At 56.0% G+C, this 18,817-nt stretch carries 16 protein-coding genes; 11 read left to right on the forward strand and 5 right to left on the reverse strand.

Translation table 11 applies throughout. From position 1 onward, the window contains the following. Positions 1-106: 106 nt before the first annotated feature. The 3 genes from RBB77_RS11825 to mutS form a co-directional block, all read right to left on the reverse strand. Positions 107-1,627, reverse strand: a complete 1,521-nt coding sequence (locus tag RBB77_RS11825; RefSeq protein ID WP_353061958.1) for an ABC transporter substrate-binding protein — start codon at positions 1,625-1,627, stop codon at positions 107-109. Between the two features lie 141 nt (positions 1,628-1,768). After that, positions 1,769-2,965 carry an anhydro-N-acetylmuramic acid kinase gene (locus tag RBB77_RS11830; protein WP_353061959.1) on the reverse strand — a complete coding sequence of 399 codons (1,197 nt, stop codon included), beginning with the start codon at positions 2,963-2,965 and terminating at the stop codon, positions 1,769-1,771. A gap of 121 nt (positions 2,966-3,086) precedes the next feature. After that, on the reverse strand, positions 3,087-5,750 hold the full coding sequence (mutS, locus tag RBB77_RS11835; protein WP_353061960.1) for a DNA mismatch repair protein MutS: 2,664 nt from the start codon (positions 5,748-5,750) through the stop codon (positions 3,087-3,089). Between the two features lie 174 nt (positions 5,751-5,924). On the opposite strand from mutS, the gene pqqA reads away from it, so the two are divergent. The 8 genes from pqqA (at position 5,925) to hemA (ending at position 11,992) form a co-directional block, all read left to right on the forward strand. Beyond that, positions 5,925-6,011 (forward strand): pyrroloquinoline quinone precursor peptide PqqA, encoded by an 87-nt coding sequence (gene pqqA, locus RBB77_RS11840; protein ID WP_353067615.1) that lies wholly within the window; start codon positions 5,925-5,927, stop codon positions 6,009-6,011. Positions 6,012-6,022: 11 nt separating this feature from the next. Further along, positions 6,023-6,937: a pyrroloquinoline quinone biosynthesis protein PqqB gene (gene pqqB / locus RBB77_RS11845; protein ID WP_353061961.1), complete on the forward strand. Its 915-nt coding sequence runs from the start codon at positions 6,023-6,025 to the stop codon at positions 6,935-6,937. A gap of 20 nt (positions 6,938-6,957) precedes the next feature. Then, entirely contained in the window at positions 6,958-7,677 is a 720-nt protein-coding gene (gene pqqC, locus RBB77_RS11850) for a pyrroloquinoline-quinone synthase PqqC (RefSeq protein WP_353061962.1), read from the forward strand. Next, positions 7,677-7,964, forward strand: a complete 288-nt coding sequence (pqqD, locus tag RBB77_RS11855; protein WP_353061963.1) for a pyrroloquinoline quinone biosynthesis peptide chaperone PqqD — start codon at positions 7,677-7,679, stop codon at positions 7,962-7,964. Before pqqC ends, pqqD begins: the two co-directional genes overlap by 1 nt. Positions 7,965-8,139: 175 nt before the next feature. Then, positions 8,140-9,225: a pyrroloquinoline quinone biosynthesis protein PqqE gene (gene pqqE / locus RBB77_RS11860; RefSeq protein ID WP_353061964.1), complete on the forward strand. Its 1,086-nt coding sequence runs from the start codon at positions 8,140-8,142 to the stop codon at positions 9,223-9,225. A 298-nt stretch (positions 9,226-9,523) separates the two neighbouring features. Continuing rightward, a complete protein-coding gene (locus RBB77_RS11865; protein ID WP_353061965.1) occupies positions 9,524-9,733 on the forward strand; it encodes a hypothetical protein in 210 nt (69 codons plus the stop codon). 184 nt (positions 9,734-9,917) lie between these two features. Continuing rightward, positions 9,918-10,727, forward strand: coding sequence for a cytochrome c biogenesis protein CcsA (gene ccsA, locus RBB77_RS11870; protein ID WP_353061966.1), 810 nt, complete (start codon positions 9,918-9,920; stop codon positions 10,725-10,727). Next, on the forward strand, positions 10,724-11,992 hold the full coding sequence (gene hemA, locus RBB77_RS11875) for a glutamyl-tRNA reductase (RefSeq protein ID WP_353061967.1): 1,269 nt from the start codon (positions 10,724-10,726) through the stop codon (positions 11,990-11,992). Before ccsA ends, hemA begins: the two co-directional genes overlap by 4 nt. Before the next feature lie 60 nt (positions 11,993-12,052). Here hemA and RBB77_RS11880 read toward each other — a convergent pair whose 3' ends face one another. Then, the gene (locus RBB77_RS11880) at positions 12,053-13,504 is read right to left on the reverse strand and encodes a sugar transferase (protein ID WP_353061968.1); all 1,452 of its coding nucleotides are present in this window, start codon (positions 13,502-13,504) and stop codon (positions 12,053-12,055) included. A 759-nt stretch (positions 13,505-14,263) separates the two neighbouring features. Here RBB77_RS11880 and RBB77_RS11885 point away from each other — a divergent pair. Further along, positions 14,264-14,884 (forward strand): 2OG-Fe(II) oxygenase, encoded by a 621-nt coding sequence (locus RBB77_RS11885; RefSeq protein WP_353061969.1) that lies wholly within the window; start codon positions 14,264-14,266, stop codon positions 14,882-14,884. 192 nt (positions 14,885-15,076) lie between these two features. Continuing rightward, positions 15,077-16,255, forward strand: a complete 1,179-nt coding sequence (locus RBB77_RS11890) for a glycosyltransferase (RefSeq protein WP_353061970.1) — start codon at positions 15,077-15,079, stop codon at positions 16,253-16,255. Between the two features lie 20 nt (positions 16,256-16,275). Here RBB77_RS11890 and RBB77_RS11895 read toward each other — a convergent pair whose 3' ends face one another. Further along, the gene (locus RBB77_RS11895) at positions 16,276-17,469 is read right to left on the reverse strand and encodes an acyltransferase family protein (RefSeq protein ID WP_353061971.1); all 1,194 of its coding nucleotides are present in this window, start codon (positions 17,467-17,469) and stop codon (positions 16,276-16,278) included. A gap of 321 nt (positions 17,470-17,790) precedes the next feature. On the opposite strand from RBB77_RS11895, the gene RBB77_RS11900 reads away from it, so the two are divergent. Then, positions 17,791-18,720: a hypothetical protein gene (locus tag RBB77_RS11900; RefSeq protein ID WP_353061972.1), complete on the forward strand. Its 930-nt coding sequence runs from the start codon at positions 17,791-17,793 to the stop codon at positions 18,718-18,720. Positions 18,721-18,817: the final 97 nt, after the last annotated feature.

Consider the following 18,817-nt stretch of genomic DNA (forward strand, 5'->3'; position numbering starts at 1 on the left):
CGGCGTACAGGAGATCAGCACTTCAATCTTCCTGGGAGAGATCACTCGATGGGCCCTGAAGAACCTGCCCAGCGAGCGGTCGTAACAACCAACGCACGTCTCAGCTCTACCGCACCCAGGCATCCCGTAAAAAATCAAAGCTCCCCGCCCCACGAGGCACAACCCCCTCAACTCGCCGAGTATGAATCACCTCATTATTCGGATACCACATCGGAATTCCCGGCAAATCCTCCGCCAGAATCTTCTGCACCTCAACGTAATCGGCTCTCCTCGCCGCCCGATCCGAACTAGCCGCCGCCTCCGTCAGCAAAGCATCCACGCGCCCATTCGAATACCGCCCTCGATTTCCCCCCCTCGGCGGAAAGCTGCTCGAAGCATACGCGTACCGAAAGATATCCGGATCTTCATTGCTCCCAATCCATCGCAGCGCATACATCTGGAACGCACCTTTCGTCACGTCGGAATAAAATGTCCCAAACTCCCCTGACCTTATCTCGAGTCGAATCCCCGCCGCTCGCAGCTGCTGCTGCAACACCGTCACCATCAGCCGAGTCGTCTCATCCGTACTCGTCTTCATTGTCAACCGCAGCCGCACACCATCTTTGCCAGCAGGGAAGCCCGCCTCCTCCAGCAACCTCTGCGCCCGCGCCACATCATGCGGATATTGCGCTAACCCCGCATCCTTCGCAGCCGCCCAGTGTCCCTCCGGCAGCAACGTATCCGCCAGCCGAGCCTGTCCCCGCCAAATCGCATCCACAATCGCCTGCCGATCCATCGCACACGCAATCGCCTGTCGCACCCGCTTATCCTTCAATAACGGATCTGTAACATTAAATGTCACATAAACCACAGGCGACCCACCCCCCGACTCCACCTTCAGGTTCGGTGCACTCTCTAGAGCATGCACCATATCCAGCGTCACCACGTTGCTGGCCAGGTCCGCCGATCCCTTCTTCAGCTCCAACGCACTCGTAATCGCATCCGGCACCACCTCAAACCGCACCTGTTCAATCCGCTGCGCACCGGCAGGAACCTCCTGCATCCCCGCCCAGTACTCATGATTCCGCGCAACGATCACCTCTTTATCCTGCACCGCACTTACAAACCGAAACGGCCCCGACCCCACCGGATGAAGTCCAAAATCCTTCCCGCTCCCACGCGGCACCACGCCAAACAAGCCATCGCTCACATTGAACAACAGCCCCTCATCAGGCCGTTTCAAATGCACCACAACCGTCAGCCGATCTCTCGCTTCAACCTTGTCCACCGCCGCGAAGCCCCCGCCTTTTGCGGTAACAACCGAACCATCGATCAAACTCCTGATCGTATAAGCAACATCTTCCGCGTCAAGCGGCGTTCCATCATGAAACCGCACGCCATCGCGCAGATGAAACACCCACGTCAACGGATCAGGCTGCTCCCAGCTCTTTGCCAGCCACGGCTGCAACTCATAGTGCTCATCCTTCTTCACCAGAGCATCAAAGATCAGCCCACCCACACGTTCCGACTGCGCATCCGCTCCCACCCGCAAGTCCAGATTATTCGGACTGCTCTCAATAATCACAACCACCGACCCCGGCTCTTCCACTCGCCCACGACACCCAGTGATTCCAACAGACACAGCCATAAAGACCATGCAAATCCATCGTCGTCGGATTCCAGCCAAAATCGCGGTAGAGCTCGCACTAAAAAAAGATATCGTCATCTCGTCCGGAGCACGCCAGAGAACCCTGATGCCCTCATCTGACTTTGAGTATCACCCCTCGAGCTAATAAGCATGCGTCACTTTACCCAGCACCACGGCTCTCTGTGCCCCAGTTGCCGCAGGAATATTTCCAGGCAGATTGAACCAGCTCAACCACGCAAGCAGTGCAAACGCAACCCCCTCCTTCGCCTGTGCCGGAACCCCCAACTCCTCCATCAACCGCACCTTCACTCCCATCGGCTCCAATCCTTCCGTCAGCAGTCCGATCAAGGAAGCATTCTTCGCCCCTCCTCCTGAAATTACGAATTCCACCGGAGACAGCGGAGCTGCCTGGCCCACGTGCCCCCACAAAAACTTCCGATAAGCCTTCAAAATCGACGCAGCTGTCAAAGCAGTAGCGGTTGCGACTACATCTTCATCTCGATCCTCACTCCCAGCCGCCTTCCGGCACATCGCAATAAATCGCGAAACAAACGTCTCTCCAAACTGCTCTCGCCCGCAAGACTTTGGCGGCAGGGAAGAGAAGTATGGTTCATTCAGAATCATCTCCACCACATCCCGCAGCACGAGCCCTGTCCGAGCCACCGCACCGCCACGGTCAAAGTCGCGCTCATACAGTCTCTTCATACAGGCATCGATCACCATATTTCCCGGACCGGTATCGAACGCCATCACCGCATCCACTCCCGCCTCAGCCGGAACAGCGGTAACATTCGCAATCCCGCCAAGATTCAGCAAAACCCTGCTCACCTTCGCAGAGCGAAACATGCAGTAGTCCAGCATAGGGACCAGCGGAGCGCCCTGTCCCCCAGCAGCCAGATCCGCCGGCCTGAAGTCGCTCACAACTGGAATCCTTAGCCTCTCCGCGATCACGGCGGCCTCGCCCATCTGCCATGTGGCGCGCGTCGCCTTCCCGAGATACTTCTCCGAAGCCCCCTGGTGGTACACCGTCTGCCCATGACAACCCACCAGCTTTATCTTCACCCCAAACTTCTCCTGCGCCTTTGCCACTGCATCCGCATACACCTCACCCAATCGCCAGTTCAGCCGCGCAAGCTCTGCCACCGAAATCGCATCGGCATCCATCGCTGCGAGCACCGCCGCCCGCAGAGTCTTCGGATACGCCAATCCCAAATGTCCCAGCAGTTTGATACGCGGCATTCCACCAGCCACCGACGGAGGCGAAATCCTGCAGATCGCAACATCCACTCCATCCGCGGAGGTACCACTCATCACTCCAGCTACCACCAAGCTCTTCACAAAGCCTCCCCAACCGAATGACACCGGGCAACGCCCGGTCCAATGCATTGGACATCACCACAAAAGGTATACAAGTCACGAAGTGACCGCCCCGCGCGTAGCGGGCTCGTCCGGCAGAACATCATCCCTTCAACTCCCTCTGCAACTCCGCCAGCAAATTCAAAGCATCCCTCGGAGTCAGCCCATCCACATCCGCCTCCGCCAATCGATCCACAATCCTCTGCGACAACGGCGTAAACATAGTCATCTGCATCTGCGCCCCCTGCGCAGGCGAAGCCTCTCGTACCTGCTGCGTCTCCGCTCGCTCATGCACCTTCAATACCTCGCGAGCACGCGCAATTACACCAGAAGGCAGGCCAGCCAACCGTGCAACCTCGATCCCATAGCTCTTACTGGCAGGCCCTGCTTCTACCGTATGCAAAAACACAATCCCCCCCGCCGTCTCCTTCACCGTCACCCGCAGATTCGTCAGCCTCGCCAGCCGATCCGCAAGCAGCGTCAGCTCATGATAGTGCGTCGCAAACAGCGTCCTCGCTCCAATCCGGTCGTGTAGATGTTCCACCGTCGCCCAGGCCAAACTCAATCCATCATAAGTAGCAGTCCCACGCCCCATCTCATCCAGCAGCACCAGCGAGCGGTTCGTCGCCGTATTCAAAATCGCCGCCGTCTCCGTCATCTCAACCATGAACGTCGACCGCCCCCGCGCCACATTATCGCTAGCCCCAATGCGCGTATAAATCCGATCCACCAACCCCAGCCGCATCCTCTCCGCCGGAACAAAGCTCCCCATCTGCGCCATCACCACCAGAAGCGCAGCCATCCGCAGATACGTACTCTTCCCCCCCATATTCGGCCCCGTAATCAGCAGCACCGCCGGTCCCGCATCCGCATCCAGATGAACCGAGTTCGGCACAAACCGCCCACTCCCCGACTCCTCCATCCGCCTCTCCACCACCGGATGCCGCGCCTGCACAAACTCCAGCACTCCCGACTCCTCAACCTGCGGTCTCACCCAACCACGCAGCGCTGCCAGATGCGCAAAACAACCAAGCAGATCGATCTCCGCAATCTTCCTCGCAGTCTCCCGCATCCGCCCCGCGGCCTCCAGCAACTGCCGTCGCAACTCCGCAAAGATCTTCTTCTCAATCTCCCCACTCCGCTCCTGCGCGTTCAAAATCTTCGTCTCATACTCCTTCAACTCGGGAGTAGTAAACCGCTCCGCATTCACCAGCGTCTGCTTCCGCTCATAGTCCGCCGGCACAGCCTTCGCATTCGCCTTCGTCACCTCAAGGTAGTAGCCAAACACATTGTTAAACCGCACCTTCAGCGACCCGATCCCCGTTCGTTCGCGCTCCCTCTCCTCAATCGCTGCCAGCGCCTGCCGCCCACTGCGGCTCAATTCCCGCAGTTCATCCAACTCCGCATCCACTCCCTCGCGAATCGCCCCACCATCCCCAAGCGAAACCGGCGGCTCCTCCACAATCGTCCGCACAATCATCTCGTGCAGATCCTCCAACGGATCGACACTCGCACCCAACTCCCGCCATCTCGCACTCTCAAACAATCGAACCGCCGCCACCACCCCTGGCAAACAATCCAGCGTCCTCGCCAGTGCCATCACCTCTCTCGGCCCAGCCGAATCCAGCGCCACCCTCCCCAGCAATCTCTCTAAATCCAGCACCCCATCCATCGACCGCCGCAGCTCTTCCCGACGTCGCAGATCCCCCGCGGCCTCACCCACTGCCTCCAGCCTCGCCTCAATCTCCCCCACCCCACTCGCCGGCCGCAGCAACGAAGCCCGCAACAACCGCTTTCCCATCGGCGTACAGCAAGCATCCATCGTGTAAAAAAGCGTAGTCTGCACTGACTCGCCCGAAAACAGCGGCTCCACCAGCTCCAAATTCCGCACACTCACCGCATCCAACTCAAGACAAGTAGACCGCTCATAAAAACGCAGCCCATCCACATGCTCCAGCCCACCCTGCTTGGTCGCCCGCATATAGTGCAGCAGAGCCCCAGCCGCCACCGCAGCAGCCTCATGCCCACCCAACCCCATCCCATCCAGCGAATGCACTTTAAAATGATTCCGCACCAACGGCACCGCATAATCGGCCGTAAACACCCACTCCTCCACCGCCGTCTTCGTCCGAATCCCATCCAGCCCCGCCGCCGTTTCGCTCTCCCCCGCCAAATTCACGCCACCCAGCAGGCCCGTCCCATACAGCAACTCCACCGGCCGCACCCGCCCCAACTCATCCACCAGCGCCGCCCATCCGCCGCCAGCAAACTCCGTAGCCCGAAACTCCCCCGTAGAAAGATCCAGCAAAGCCAACCCACAAACCTGCCCCACCCCCGAACCCAACACCGCCACGCTCGCCAGATAATTGCTCTGTTCCGCCCCCAACGTCGGATCGAGCGCAGTCCCCGGCGTCAGCACTCGCGTAACCTCACGCCGCACGACCGCCTTGGTCAGCTTCGGGTCCTCCATCTGCTCCATCATCGCAACCTTGTATCCCAGGCGCAGCAGCTTCTGCAGATACACCTCAGCCGCATGGTAGGGAACCCCGCACATCGGCTGCTTCTTCTCTCGATCGCGAGCAGTTAGCGTCAGTTGCAGCACGCGCGAGACAAGAATCGCATCCTCATAAAACAGCTCATAAAAGTCCCCAATCCTGCAGAACACCAGGCAGTCGGGATACTGTTCCTTCGCTGCAAAATATTGCCGCATCGCCGGCGTCGCCCCAGCCGCTTCACCCGCCAACTTCGTCACTGTCTCATTCGTCATAACCACAGAACCGCAGAATACCGTACCCAGCAGTCAAGGCGCCGAAGGCGCGCCAGCCTCGATGGCAGATCGCGCCGTGCGCGCAGCACGCCTTTGCCATTTTCTAGCAACCAACCGCCAAATACGGTACTCTAAGGAACAGCAGTCTCAGATCTTCCCGAGAGGTTCCACCGAATGACACAGCCGACCTGGGCCACGCCCGACTTTGAAGAAGTATCCCTTAACTGCGAGATCAACTCCTACGCTCCCGTAGAACTCTAAGCAGAGTTTCCGTGCGCATTAAAATCCTGGGGGCCGCCGCAGGTGGCGGCCTTCCCCAATGGAACTGCACCTGCGCCAATTGCACCTCTCTCCGCCAGCATCATCCCCACATCCAAGCCAGAACCCAGTCACAGCTAGCCGTAACCGCTGACGACAACACCTGGTTCCTGATCAACGCCTCCCCCGATCTCCGCCAGCAACTCATCAACAATTCTGAAATCCATCCAGACCCAGCAAAGGGCCTGCGCAACACTCCAGTCGCCGGAATCATCCTTACCAGTGCCGACCTCGACCACGTCCTCGGCCTCCTCCTGATGCGCGAGTTCACCCCCGTCCGCATCTACGCCACGCGCCCGGTCATCAGCATCCTCCAGAAAAACAGCTTCTTCCATATGCTCGATCGTCTCCCCGGACAATCCCGCTGGACCGAGATCGAACCGAACGTCAGCTTTCAAGCAGGCGGCGGCCTCACCTGCACCCCAATCGCGCTATCCAACAGCCTGCCAACCTATATCAGCGAAGCAGACCGCGCTGCCCTCGACCCAACCGCCGCTACCATCGGACTCATCCTCGAGGACTCCAGGGGAGCCCGTGCTGCATACCTCCCCGCACTTCCGTCCGTGTCCGCTCCCTTGAAGCAGCTACTCTCCACGTGTTCCACTATCTTCATCGACGGAACCTTCTGGACCGACGACGAACTCCAAAGAATCCAACCCGGAACACCTTTGGCTCGCTCCATGGGCCATCTTCCAATCAACGGTCCAGACGGATCACTCGAAACTCTGAAGGACCTGAAAGACATTCGCAAAATCTACACACACATCAACAACACAAACCCGATCTTGCAGGAACAAAGTTCGGAGCGTCGCGCAGTCGAGGACGCAGGCTGGGAAGTGGCATGGGACGGACTAGAGATAACGCTTTAGATCAAACAGAGCCGGTTTTGTTGAGTAAAACCGAGCTGCGCCAACGCCTCCAGCAGGTAGGCGAGGCAATGTATCACCACAAGCATCCCTTCCATCTGCAGATGCACGCAGGCCAGCTCACACGCGGCCAGATGCAGGCCTGGGTGCTCAACCGATACTACTATCAGAGCCGCATCCCAATCAAAGACGCCATCATCCTCTCGAAGTCCGAAGATGTAGCCCTCCGCCGCGCCTGGCGAAAACGCATCATCGACCACGACGGCGACACCGGCGTCGGTGGCATCGAAAAATGGCTGCAACTCGCAGAGGCCGCTGGCCTCGATCGCAACTACGTCATCAGTACCCACGCCATCCTCCCCGGCGTTCGCTACGCAGTCGACGCATATATCGACCTCGTCACCAACAGCACTCTCCTCGAAGCTGTCTCTTCTTCGCTCACCGAACTCTTCGCCGGTCAGCTCATCGCCTTGCGCATGGACGCTCTCGCGAAACACTACCCCTGGCTTCAAAACGGTCTCGCCTACTTCCACGGCAGGCTCACCCAGGCTCCCGAAGACGCAGCCTTCGCCTTCGACTACGCAGCGGAACACGCCGACACTCCGCACCTTCAATCCTTGGTAGTTCGTTCGCTCGAAAGAAAGTGTGCTCTCCTCTGGGCGCAGCTCGACGCACTCCAATACTGCTACGTCGAACCCGGATCGCTTCCTCCACAACCAGACGTCTTCCGTCCCGAGGAATAATGAGCGAACCCGTCGCAGGCACCAGAATCCCGCGTCTTGCAGTAGGCTGTCGCGTCCGCACTGTCTCCCCTGACGAAGCGATGCTCTTGGTCCCCGAAGGCGCGCTTCGACTCAAGGGCGCAGCCAGCGAAATAATCGCCCTCATCGACGGCCAGCGCTCCGTCGAAGCAATCACAACCCAACTCCAGCAGAAGCACAGCGCAACCGAGTCGTCGCAGATCGCCGCCGAGGTAAAACAGTTCCTCGACAAACTCCACGCACGTAGCGTGCTCCTCTACAAGGACTAGATTAAGAGAATGGCCTTCCGGCCGGGACCGCTACGCGCGGAGCGGTCACTTCGTGACATCTATACCGGCTTCGCCTGATGATCGCGACCAACGGGAGCGCCAACCGAAGGGGTATACAAGTCACGAAGTGACCGCCGCCCGCGCAGGGCGCATACAATCTTTTCAAGCAGCAAATATGTCGACACTCCCCGGTCCACTCTCGCTCGTAGCCGAAGTAACCCATCGCTGCCCATTGCACTGCGTCTACTGCTCCAACCCCCTTCAGATGCAAGCAGCTGAAAATGAGCTATCGACAAAAGACTGGACCAGAGTCTTCCACCAAGCCTCAGCTCTAGGCGTCCTCCACCTCCATCTCACGGGAGGCGAACCCCTCGCACGACCAGACATCGCAAAACTAGTAGCAGCGGGCAGGGAAGCGAACCTCTACGTCAACATGATCACCTCAGGCCTCGGCCTCACCGCCGACCGCATGACCGAACTAAAAGACGCAGGTCTCGAACACATCCAGCTAAGCCTCCAGGACGCAGACGAAGAAAAGGCCAACGAGTTCGCAGGAGCCCGCGCCCACGCCCACAAACTCAAACTCGCCACCCTCATTCGCCAACAAGACATAGCCTTCACCGTCAACGTAGTAGTTCACCGCGAAAACCTGGACCGCCTCGAAGACATCCTCGCCCTCGCCGAGTCCCTCCAACCGCAAAGAATCGAAGTAGCCCACGTCCAGTACTACGGCTGGGCCCTCAAAAACCGCGACAGGCTCATGCCCACCCCCAGCCAGGTAGAGCGCTCCGTCCAACTCATCCAGGCAGCCCAGTCCCGTCTCGCCGGCCGCATCCAACTGCAAGCCGTGTTCCCCGACTACTACGCCCGCTACCCCAAACCCTGCGTCGGAGGTTGGGGCCGCCAGATGATGCTCATCGACCCCGTGGGCCTCGCCCTTCCATGCCACGCCGCCGCGATCATCCCCGGCCTGGAGTTCGACTCCGTCCGCACCCACTCCCTCGAATGGCTCTGGCAACAATCCGCAGCATTCAACCGTTTCCGCGGCCAAAGCTGGATGAAAGACCCCTGCGCCGACTGCGACCGCAAAGAGATCGACTTCGGCGGCTGCCGCTGCCAGGCCTTCCAGCTAACCGGCGACGCCCAAAACACCGACCCCGCCTGCAGCCTCAGCGACCTCCACGCCGACCTCGTCGCCATCACCCAGGCCCTACCGCCGCCCCCTACCCAATGGGTCTACCGCATCCTCGCAAACTCCTGATTCCACGCCGCGCCCCCCAGGTCCGATCACCAAAAATAAACTTCAAAAGTTCGGCGTATTTTCAGGCTCCAGAAAAAGTGGATGTCAAAACACCACGTCTACCACGCATCCACCACGATCTCACCACGTTTTCACCACCACAAAAACCTCTAAAATCCCCAAAACCCCCACAAAGTTCACCCCTTCACCACGCCGGATTTAATTTCGTACCCAAATTTCCACACATACCCCCTTCGAGGGATATCAAGGTGTATTCCGACAGCCGTACTCTCGTCTTCGTTCGAAAGGACAAGAAAATATGGCCAGAGCAGTGTCGTCTATCGGAGTGGGTATCAACTTCAACCCCACAATCCCCTCTAAAACCGAAAGAAATCAGGAAAAAGAAATCGATCACGGCCCAGGCGCCCCCTACGGAATCGTCTTCGGCCTTCTCTGCTCCCTGATCGCCTGGATGTTCCTCGCATACGGAATCTACCGCATCCACGCCATGTTCCTCGCCGTTCGCTAGCCAAGGCCGCGTCAACACAGGATGTCCCAGCGATCCTCCGCGTAAAACAACGAATACTCAGGCCCATTCGCGCGCAGCCGGCAGAGACAGCGAAACCGTCAGCACCCCTCCAGAATCAAACCCATAAGCGATATACTCAAGGTTTGCGGAAAAACTCCGCGAAGTATCACCCAGTACGTCACTTATGTCCCTCCTCTGGCTCAGAGTCGCGGTCTCTCTCTACGGCATCGCCGCGCTCGCGGTCTTGCCCGCAGCTCTTTATGACCGCCCCCGCTGGCGCCACATTGCCGTCCCCGCCACCGTAGCCGCCGTGTTCTTCCACTTCGTATCGTTGGCCGAGATGCTCAACCTGGCCCACCATCGTCTTCCCGTCGATACCCATGAAACTCAGACCCTCCTTGGCCTCCTCCTGGCCTTGGCCTTTCTCCTCGTCTACGCCCGCTACCGCACTGTCTCCCTGGGCATCTTCCTTCTGCCCATCTGCTTTCTCCTCGGTCTGGTTCCAGCCTTTCATCCCGGCCAGGAGAGCACCACCTTCCCCATCCTCCACACCGGTTGGATCTTCCTTCACGTAGCTCTTCTCCTTGCCGCCTACGCAGCTCTCTTCCTCTCCATGCTTGCCTCGCTTCTCTATCTAGTTCAAGAGCGCCGCCTCAAGCAAAAGTCTCCAACGATCTCCTGGCTGCCGCCGCTCGAAACCACCGACCAGATCGCCCTCAAATCTCTTCTCTTCGGCCTCCCCTGCATGACCGCCGGCCTTCTCATCGGTTCGCTCATCGCCCAGGCCACCGTCGGCGCTTCTTACTTCCGTGACCCCAAGATTCTTCTCGCCTTCGCCATGTGGCTGGTTTACGTAGCGATGATCCACATACGTCGCATCTCCGGCCTCCGCGGCCGCCGAGCCGTCTACCTCTCCAGCTTTGTCTTCCTGGTCGTGCTCACCGTCTGGGTGGCCAACCAATTCTCCGCCGTTCACAGGTTCGCCGCCCCATGAGCACAATCACACAGGGGCGCCTCGTCCTTCTCGGCATCAACCACAACACTGCGCCTATCGAGGTGCGCGAGCGCCTCGCCATCCCCGCCGAGCGCCTCGCCGACGCCACCCGCACCCTCCTCCACCAGCCGGGCATCCGCGAAGGCCTGATCCTCTCCACCTGCAACCGGGTCGAACTACTGACATTACAAGACGACGCCGAAGCCGCGCCGCCACAAGCCAAAACCGATCTCCTCCGCTTCCTTCACGAGTACTTCGCCGTCTCGCCTCATGACATCCAGCCGCACCTCTACGAGTTTCGCGAACGCGAGGCCGTCCGCCATCTCTTCCGCGTCGCCAGCTCGCTCGACAGCATGGTCGTCGGCGAACCCCAGATTCTCGGCCAGGTCAAAGAGGCCTACACCATCGCGCGTGACGCTGGCGCAGTCTCGACCCATCTTGAATCTCTGCTGCAACGCACTTTCACGGTCGCGAAAAAGATCCGTACCGAAACTCAAATCGGTTCAAGCTCAGTCTCAATCGCCTCCGTAGCTGTTGATCTCGCCAAAAACATCTTCGGATCTCTCTACGGCAAGACCGTGCTGTTGGTGGGCGCCGGGAAGATGTCCGAGTTAGCCGCTCGTCACCTCATCGAACAAGGCGCCTCCTCCATCCTCGTCACCAATCGCACTCAGTCCCGCGCCGAGAAAATCGCCGCGAACTTCAGCAGCCTCACTGTACATACCGAAGCCATCCCCTTCGAGGCCCTCTACGAGCAAGCCGACCGTGCCGACATCGTCATCACCTCCACCGGCGCCCCACAAAAGATCTTCGGACGCTCCCACGGCCAGCACTTCCTCCATCGACGTCGCAACCGCCCTATGTTTTTCATCGACATCGCCGTCCCTCGCGACGTCGATCCGCGCATGAACGAGGTCGAAGGTTGCTTCGTCTACGACATCGACGATCTCCAGCAGGTCGCTGCCGCCAATCTAGCCGATCGCAGCCGCGAAGCTGCGGCAGCCGAGAATATCGTCAGCAGGGAAGTGGACAAATACCAGGAGCGTCTCCAATCCCGCGACGCCGTTCCCGCCATCAAGGCGCTTCAACTGCAGGCCGAAGAACTCCGCGTGGCCGAACTGGCGCGTTCCCAATCCAAACTCGCGGATCTTTCCCCTCAACAACGCGAAGCGGTAGAAGCCCTCACCCGGTCGCTCACTGCCAAGCTCCTCCACCCGCAACTGGCAGCCTTGCGTGAGGCAACGCGCACAAAAAACTCCGAGTAGCACGGGCATCTCTGCCTTCGCCACTCGGAGTTTTTCTTGATCCATACCAGAACAGCGCAACTAGACTGCGCCGGAACCACGAAAGACTGCCGGAATAGTTTGAAACAAGATCTTGATATCGAGCCACACCGACCACTGGTCGATGTAACGCATATCCAGAGCCATCCACTCGTCGAAACTGATCGAGCTTCGTCCCATCACCTGCCACAGACACGTAATCCCAGGCTTGACACTGAACCGGCGTCGATGCCAGTCCTTCGAAAATCCTTCGTAATCTCTCACAGGAAGCGGCCGAGGACCCACAAGGCTCATGTCTCCCCGAAAAACATTAATGAGTTGAGGGATCTCATCGAGACTCGACTTCCGCAAAAACTTCCCCAATGGTGTGATACGAGGATCGTTCTTCAACTTGAACGTAGGGCCTTTGGTTTCATTCAAATGCTCCACCTGGGCCATCAGCTTCTCGGCATCCACCACCATCGTTCGGAACTTCAGAATTTCGAAAGGCCGTTTTCCGTGGCCTATTCTGGTTTGCCGAAAGAAGACAGGTCCCTTGGAAGTCAACCTGATCAACGTCGCCACGAGCAGAAAAACAGGCGCCAGAGCCAGCAGCATGGCCGCAGATACCACTGCATCAGTCAGTCGTTTGATCATGAAGCCCCACGCATTCCACGACTCGTCATGTAGCGTGATCGTACCGACACCCCCCGGAAGATACGCAGTTCGCTTCGTCTGTTCCAGATCGAAAATCGTCCCAATGCTTCGAACCGCAATCCCATGGTCGCGACACGACGCGACGATCTCCGCAATCTGCTGATAAAAAGATGCTAACGGCAACGCCACAATCACTTCGTCAATCGGCATCGTTCGCAGCAATGACGGAATCGAATCCAACCCTCCCAGCAACGCGCCCGCACTCGAGGTGCCCGTCTCTTCAGACCACCATTGATCGTCGACGAAACCCTGCAGGTGGTAGCCCCACTCCGGATGGAGCGCTACATCCTGCGCAAAGCCGTGGGCGCGCTGATTTGTACCAACCACTAAAATATGACGAAGGTTGTATCCCTTCGAACGAAACACCCGCGCTAAGGCTCGACCTAGAAGCCGAGTGGATACGAAGACACCGAAGCTGACCACTCCAAAAACGACGCTGACAAGACCAAGATCCGCGATGCTGTGCCTAGAGTGGGAGCACACCAGCCGTAGCCAGGCAAAGCAGGAGAGCGCGCAAAGAAAGCTCGCCAGGCACAAATCCATCACTTCTCTTAGAAGTCCGTCCACTCTTCGAGACCGATAAAATTTATTCGACCGAAGGATTCCGTGCCACACTACCGCTAAGATAAGTGTCGCCAAGAAGACCTGTATCGGATGGCGGGTCTCCAGCGAGTCGACAATCCCAAAGAAGCGGGGTATGGAGGTAAGGGCATACGCGGCACCCAGACTACCGAACAACAGACAAATGTCGCCAAGCCCCACCAACTCTATAAATATTCTTCTATTGGGTGGCGTCATTGGTGTAACCCCTTTTTGAACGCTGTACAGCGAGTTATGATGCCAAAACTGTCAAGGGAAAAATTGATTACCAAGCATAACTAGAGTAACCAGCTAACAAGAACACCGCAATGAAGCGGACGATCTAAGAAAGCCTTCTCATATTCGACGAACATTTGTTATCTCAATCGTTATGAGCAATTTTGAGGCCGGACAGAGGATCAATCAGATAAGTCTGTTGATTGAACGAACAGCCCAATAAATGTCCCCTGCTAGAACCTTCTCTGGAGTGCGATAGTCAGATTCGCGAATTGCACAAAAAGGAGTTCTGGTTTGGACTGAGAAATGCTCAAAGTCTTGGCAGCAAATAACTTCATTACCAAGGAAAAGAGAAGGACGGCCATGCCAGAAGGTAGAGCGTCTCCAAAGAAAAAAGGAAAGTGCTAAAAATTTGCTACCCCATGGGAACTTTCGTTCCCTCATGTACCTCGGCTGGTGCACGTTAGTCGCAATTACCACCGCGGTACGGACCTATAATGAATTTATTGATAATGCAGCTTCTGGCGTTCCGTGCAACGGAGAAATATGCAAAACGAACCGGGTATCCGCGATGTTTCCAGACTGCTCGATCAACTCTCACTTTCTGAGAGCTCAGCGAGCTTGGCCCAAAGGTATCAAAAGAATTCTCCTTTCCCCCATCTCACGATCGATAACTTATTCAATTCGGAGCACCTATCGTCCGTCCTGCATGAGATGTCCAACACCAAGAGGTCAGATTGGGTGCACCATAACACCCACAATCTTGAGAAGCTTGGACAAAAGTCCGCGGCAGGACTCGGTCACGCCGGCTTTCAGCTCGTTGCTTTGCTCCACTCAGCCCCGTTTCTTTACCTTCTTTCGGAGATCACCGGGATTTGGAACTTGCTTCCCGATCCGTATATGCATGGCGCTGGCTACAGCATCATCCCTCCAAAAGGAAAATTTGACGTTCACATCGATTCCAATGCCGATCTCACGAGTGGCTTGATCCGTCGGCTCGCCCTGATCATCTACCTGAACGAAGACTGGAGCCCGGAGTACGGGGGGCAACTTGAACTCTGGAATGAAGATGCCAGTCGTAAGGTCGCAGAGATTGAGCCGGCGTTCAACAGGACCATGCTGATGGAGATCTCTGAGACGTCCTATCACGGCATCAAACCGGTCGTGGAACCGAGCGGTCGATCGCGCTACTCCTTCATGGCCTACTACAACACTTCGGGAAAAGCATTGGGGAAAGAGATGGGCGTTCACAGTTCTGTCTACGCACCAGAGTGCTATCGACCCAGACCCAGCGTGCGCAGTTTGGCCCGTAGATTCACGCCGCCAATCGTCTACGATTTCGTTCGCGAAAAGATCAAGTAGCTAGTCTCGAATAACTAGATCGTTCATTTATCTATCCTTCGTCAACAGCTCCGTTTCTTTCGCAGCTGCGACAAGTCTGCTCTTTGAAACGAGGATGAGAGATCTTTCTCACTCACAATCTTTGGTCGATAGGCACAATGGAGAAGCGGAACACCGCTCCATGGGAAGTATCATCCACAGACTTGAGGCCTGATGCGGATTTTGTTTTTACACAATCGATATATTTACCGAGGTGGAGAAGACGAGTCCCGAGAGCAAGAGATCTCGATGCTTCGTTCCCGGGGCGAAGAGGTCATCGAATATGTCCTGGACAATGCCGAATTGAGGTCGGCCAACCTGCTAACCGTTGGCTTGGAGTCAATTTGGAATGCCAGCGAATTCCATAAAGTGAAGCAACTTCTTCGGTCTGAAAAACCAGACATCATGAAGGTGGATAACTTTTTTCCACGTCTATCTCCCTCCATCTTTAGTGCCGCAAGAGAAACGGGTACCCCCACTGCTCTTTCCGTGAGAAATTACAGGCTTGTTTGTCCCTCGGCTAACCTGTTTCGCGACGGACACGTATGCACCACATGCGTTGGCAGCAAACTGGCCCTTGCTGCGATTCATCATCGGTGCTACCGCAAGAGTTATCTGCAGTCAGCGGCGGTTGTCGCGAGCAACGCGTACTCTCACTTGCGCGGCGTGTGGACAAACTCCGTAGATCGGTTCATCGCTGTTAGCAGTTTTGTGAAGCAACAACTTGTTGCAGGTGGATTTGCCGAAGATAGAATTCTGGTAAAGCCGAACTTCATCTCTGACTCGGGCGTCGGCGATGGTTCTGGTGGCTACGGACTTTACGTTGGCCGTTTGACAGAGGAAAAAGGCGTTCGTTCTCTCCTTAGCGCTTGGCAGGATATCCCGCAATCCATCTGTCTGAAGATTATCGGCGATGGTCCTCTCGAATCAGTCGTCCGTGAAGCGTCTCAGAAGGATTCGCGGATAGAGTTTTTAGGCCGCAAGTCACTCTCCGACGTCTGCCAGTATCTTGGCGACGCTGCATTTCTCATATTTCCCTCAGAGTGGTATGAACCATTTGGCCGAACGATCGTTGAAGCTTATTCCAAGGGCACGCCCGTGATAGCTGCTTCGACTCCACCGATGAAAGCAATGGTTGAAGACGGCGCAACCGGCCACTTATATAACCCTGGAGACAGCAAGGAACTAGCCTCCGTCGTCAACGCCCTTCTAATAGATCCGGAACGGCTAAAGCTGATGAGAGTTAAGGCCCGAGAAAGATATCTCACAACTTACACTGAAGAGCAAAACTACCGACAACTTATTGATATCTTTCGGCAGTGCATATCGGCTCATACTTCCGTGCCAATATGAACAAATTCTCTCACTGATAGTCATGAACTAATCACCGGAGCAGCTACACTTCCTTTTTGAGTAAGCCGATTGCGAACTGCGTCGGTATTCCGTTCGAAGAGCAGATACATCATCCACGCGTACAAATAAGCAACGACAACGAGGAGAATCGAGAGCATAAAGTGAGCTGGAGTTTTAGGCCATGGGTGCCACGGTCTATTGGTCAGCGCGACGAGGAACACCAGGAAAGGTAAGTGAGTCAAGTAAAGCGTATAGGAGAACTTCGAGAAGGTAACTGCAAGCTTCTGATAGTAAAAGCTAGCGACCGGCTGTCTCGCGTGAAGGATCACATAGAGGTACGCTGCAAAGCTGATGCCGATCGAACCGGCCGTTATCGCATAACTTGTTTGATGTATGCGGAAGAAGACGATGACAGTCAAGAACTGAAGCAAAGCGAGTACTGTCATGGTCCGCCGGAACTTCGATGGAATTTTCAGTTCCAGCGTCGAAATCCCGAAACCCAAGAGCCACACTAAAAAGAAACTGGCAATCTTTATTCCAATCAGCGCGAGGATGACGACAGCGAGGAGTCCATAAAGCACACGCGGACGGATCGCGGTGCGGCCATTGAAAAGCAAGAGCAAAAGAGGGAAGAGCATGTAGTACCAGAACTCGTTTGCCAAGCTCCAAAGCGCCGCATTCGTCCCGTAGGAAGGAACCAGGATCTTTTGAAGAAAGAGGGCATTTCCGAGAAGCACCTTGAGAGTCATTCCGGCAATAAGAGTGTGTTCAACCATGCCCTGGCCCTGAGGCGCTGCATAGATCCCACCATTGCTTGATAGGAATTTCAGACCGATATGATCGAGAAGGCCTCCAAATATAAGCGCAGGGATTAGAACGATCCAGAGCCTGGTCATCCTCTGGAAAAGATATTTGTTCCAGGACCATCGGTTTCCTTCAATCGCTCGCCATGCACTGCTGCCGACAAGAAATCCGCTCAATACAAAAAAGACAACAACTGCTTGGCCACCCAAGCCTAGGGCGCTCGTTGGAGCACCTCCATTGGTGTGATGCGATTGATGTTGACCGAAGAAGAGCATCCTCGAGTGACCGGCAAGCACAAGGAAGGCGGCTGTAGCCCGAATTGCATCCATGTGCACTGAGTATGCGGGAAGCCGAACGTTATCTGATTCGTCGTGAAGTCGTACGATCGATCTTTGGATAGCTGCTAGCATAAGAATGATCCTCTGACTTTGGCGGCGTTTCATCCAGAAAATTATCGGCACTAAGAAACGGGCCGGTTGATAGCGCGATCACTTGGAAAGAGTTCGCTTATTTATTTTTGATTTACTTCTGAAAATCGGAGTCGCAGAACAAATGATTGAAATCAAATTGCGCGAAATCTTCAAACCAAATTGTACGATGGAGACAGTGTACGATCTGAGCAGGAATTTTACAGTTCAATAGATCGAAGATGTTAAAATTCGACCACATCGAGACGATACCGATCTCGTTTGATCTAACCGAGTTTGGCACGGTCTGCAACTTCGTGATCTGTGCGTGAGGATTTTTATTTGACACTCGATACCACGAAGTTTGGTCTGTCTTCTCAAGCCATCCGAGCGTGGCTGTTTTTCCTCAGACACGAAACCAAGTACACGAAGTTTTTCCTGACGCGACTGCGCATCCGCAATGAGCGATCGACGGCTGCGGTGACCGCACCAGGTGGACCCGTAGTGTCGATGACCAGCTACGGCGAACGAATCCGCACCGCGCATTTAGCCTTGGAGTCGATTGCAGCAGGATCATTGCTGCCTTCAAGACTAATTCTGTGGATTGATCGAGCAGAAATGAATTTGGTTCAGACGCCAGAACTCCAAAGACTGGTCAGCAGAGGTCTGGAAATTTGTGCTTGCGAAAACTTAGGTCCTTATAAAAAGTACTACCCCTATTTGCTATCGATGGACACGTTTCAACTCCCTCTCGCGACTGCCGATGACGATATGCTGTACTGCGACTGGTGGCTTGCTGGACTGGCTCGGTCCCATCGTGAGTATCCTGAAGCAGTCGGTTGTTATCGAGCACATATCGTGCGGCTCACAGATGGAGCGATCGCTCCCTATCAGACCTGGCGTCCATGCGGGACTGCCAATCCTAGTCCGCTTCACTTCGCGACTGGCGGATCAGGGTGTATCTATCCGCCGTCGCTCCTACAAAATCTCAAGGCTGCGGGTACTAGGTTCATGCAGTTGTGTCCCAATGCAGACGACGTCTGGCTCCACGCTAACGCTCTGCGAGCCGGAAATCAGGTGCGACAAATCTGGAGCCAACCGCTGAGATTCCCCTTCGCTCCGGATACTCAAGGGAGCGGGCTGTATCATTCAAACGTCATTCTGGCTCGCAACGATGATCAGATTCGCAATACATATTCGGATAGAGATGTTGGTTTGCTAGAAGCCGCTATCGCACAGAGTCAAAAGCTTTAGACTCTTGCGGTCCCGTTGAACCACATCTTCAAGTACTCGTGAAGACTAACAGTCTAAGCAATTTCAGTGAATTCTTAACGTCCAACGGTAAATCTTT

The organism is Tunturibacter psychrotolerans (assembly GCF_040359615.1).
In the GTDB taxonomy this organism is placed as follows: domain Bacteria; phylum Acidobacteriota; class Terriglobia; order Terriglobales; family Acidobacteriaceae; genus Edaphobacter; species Edaphobacter psychrotolerans.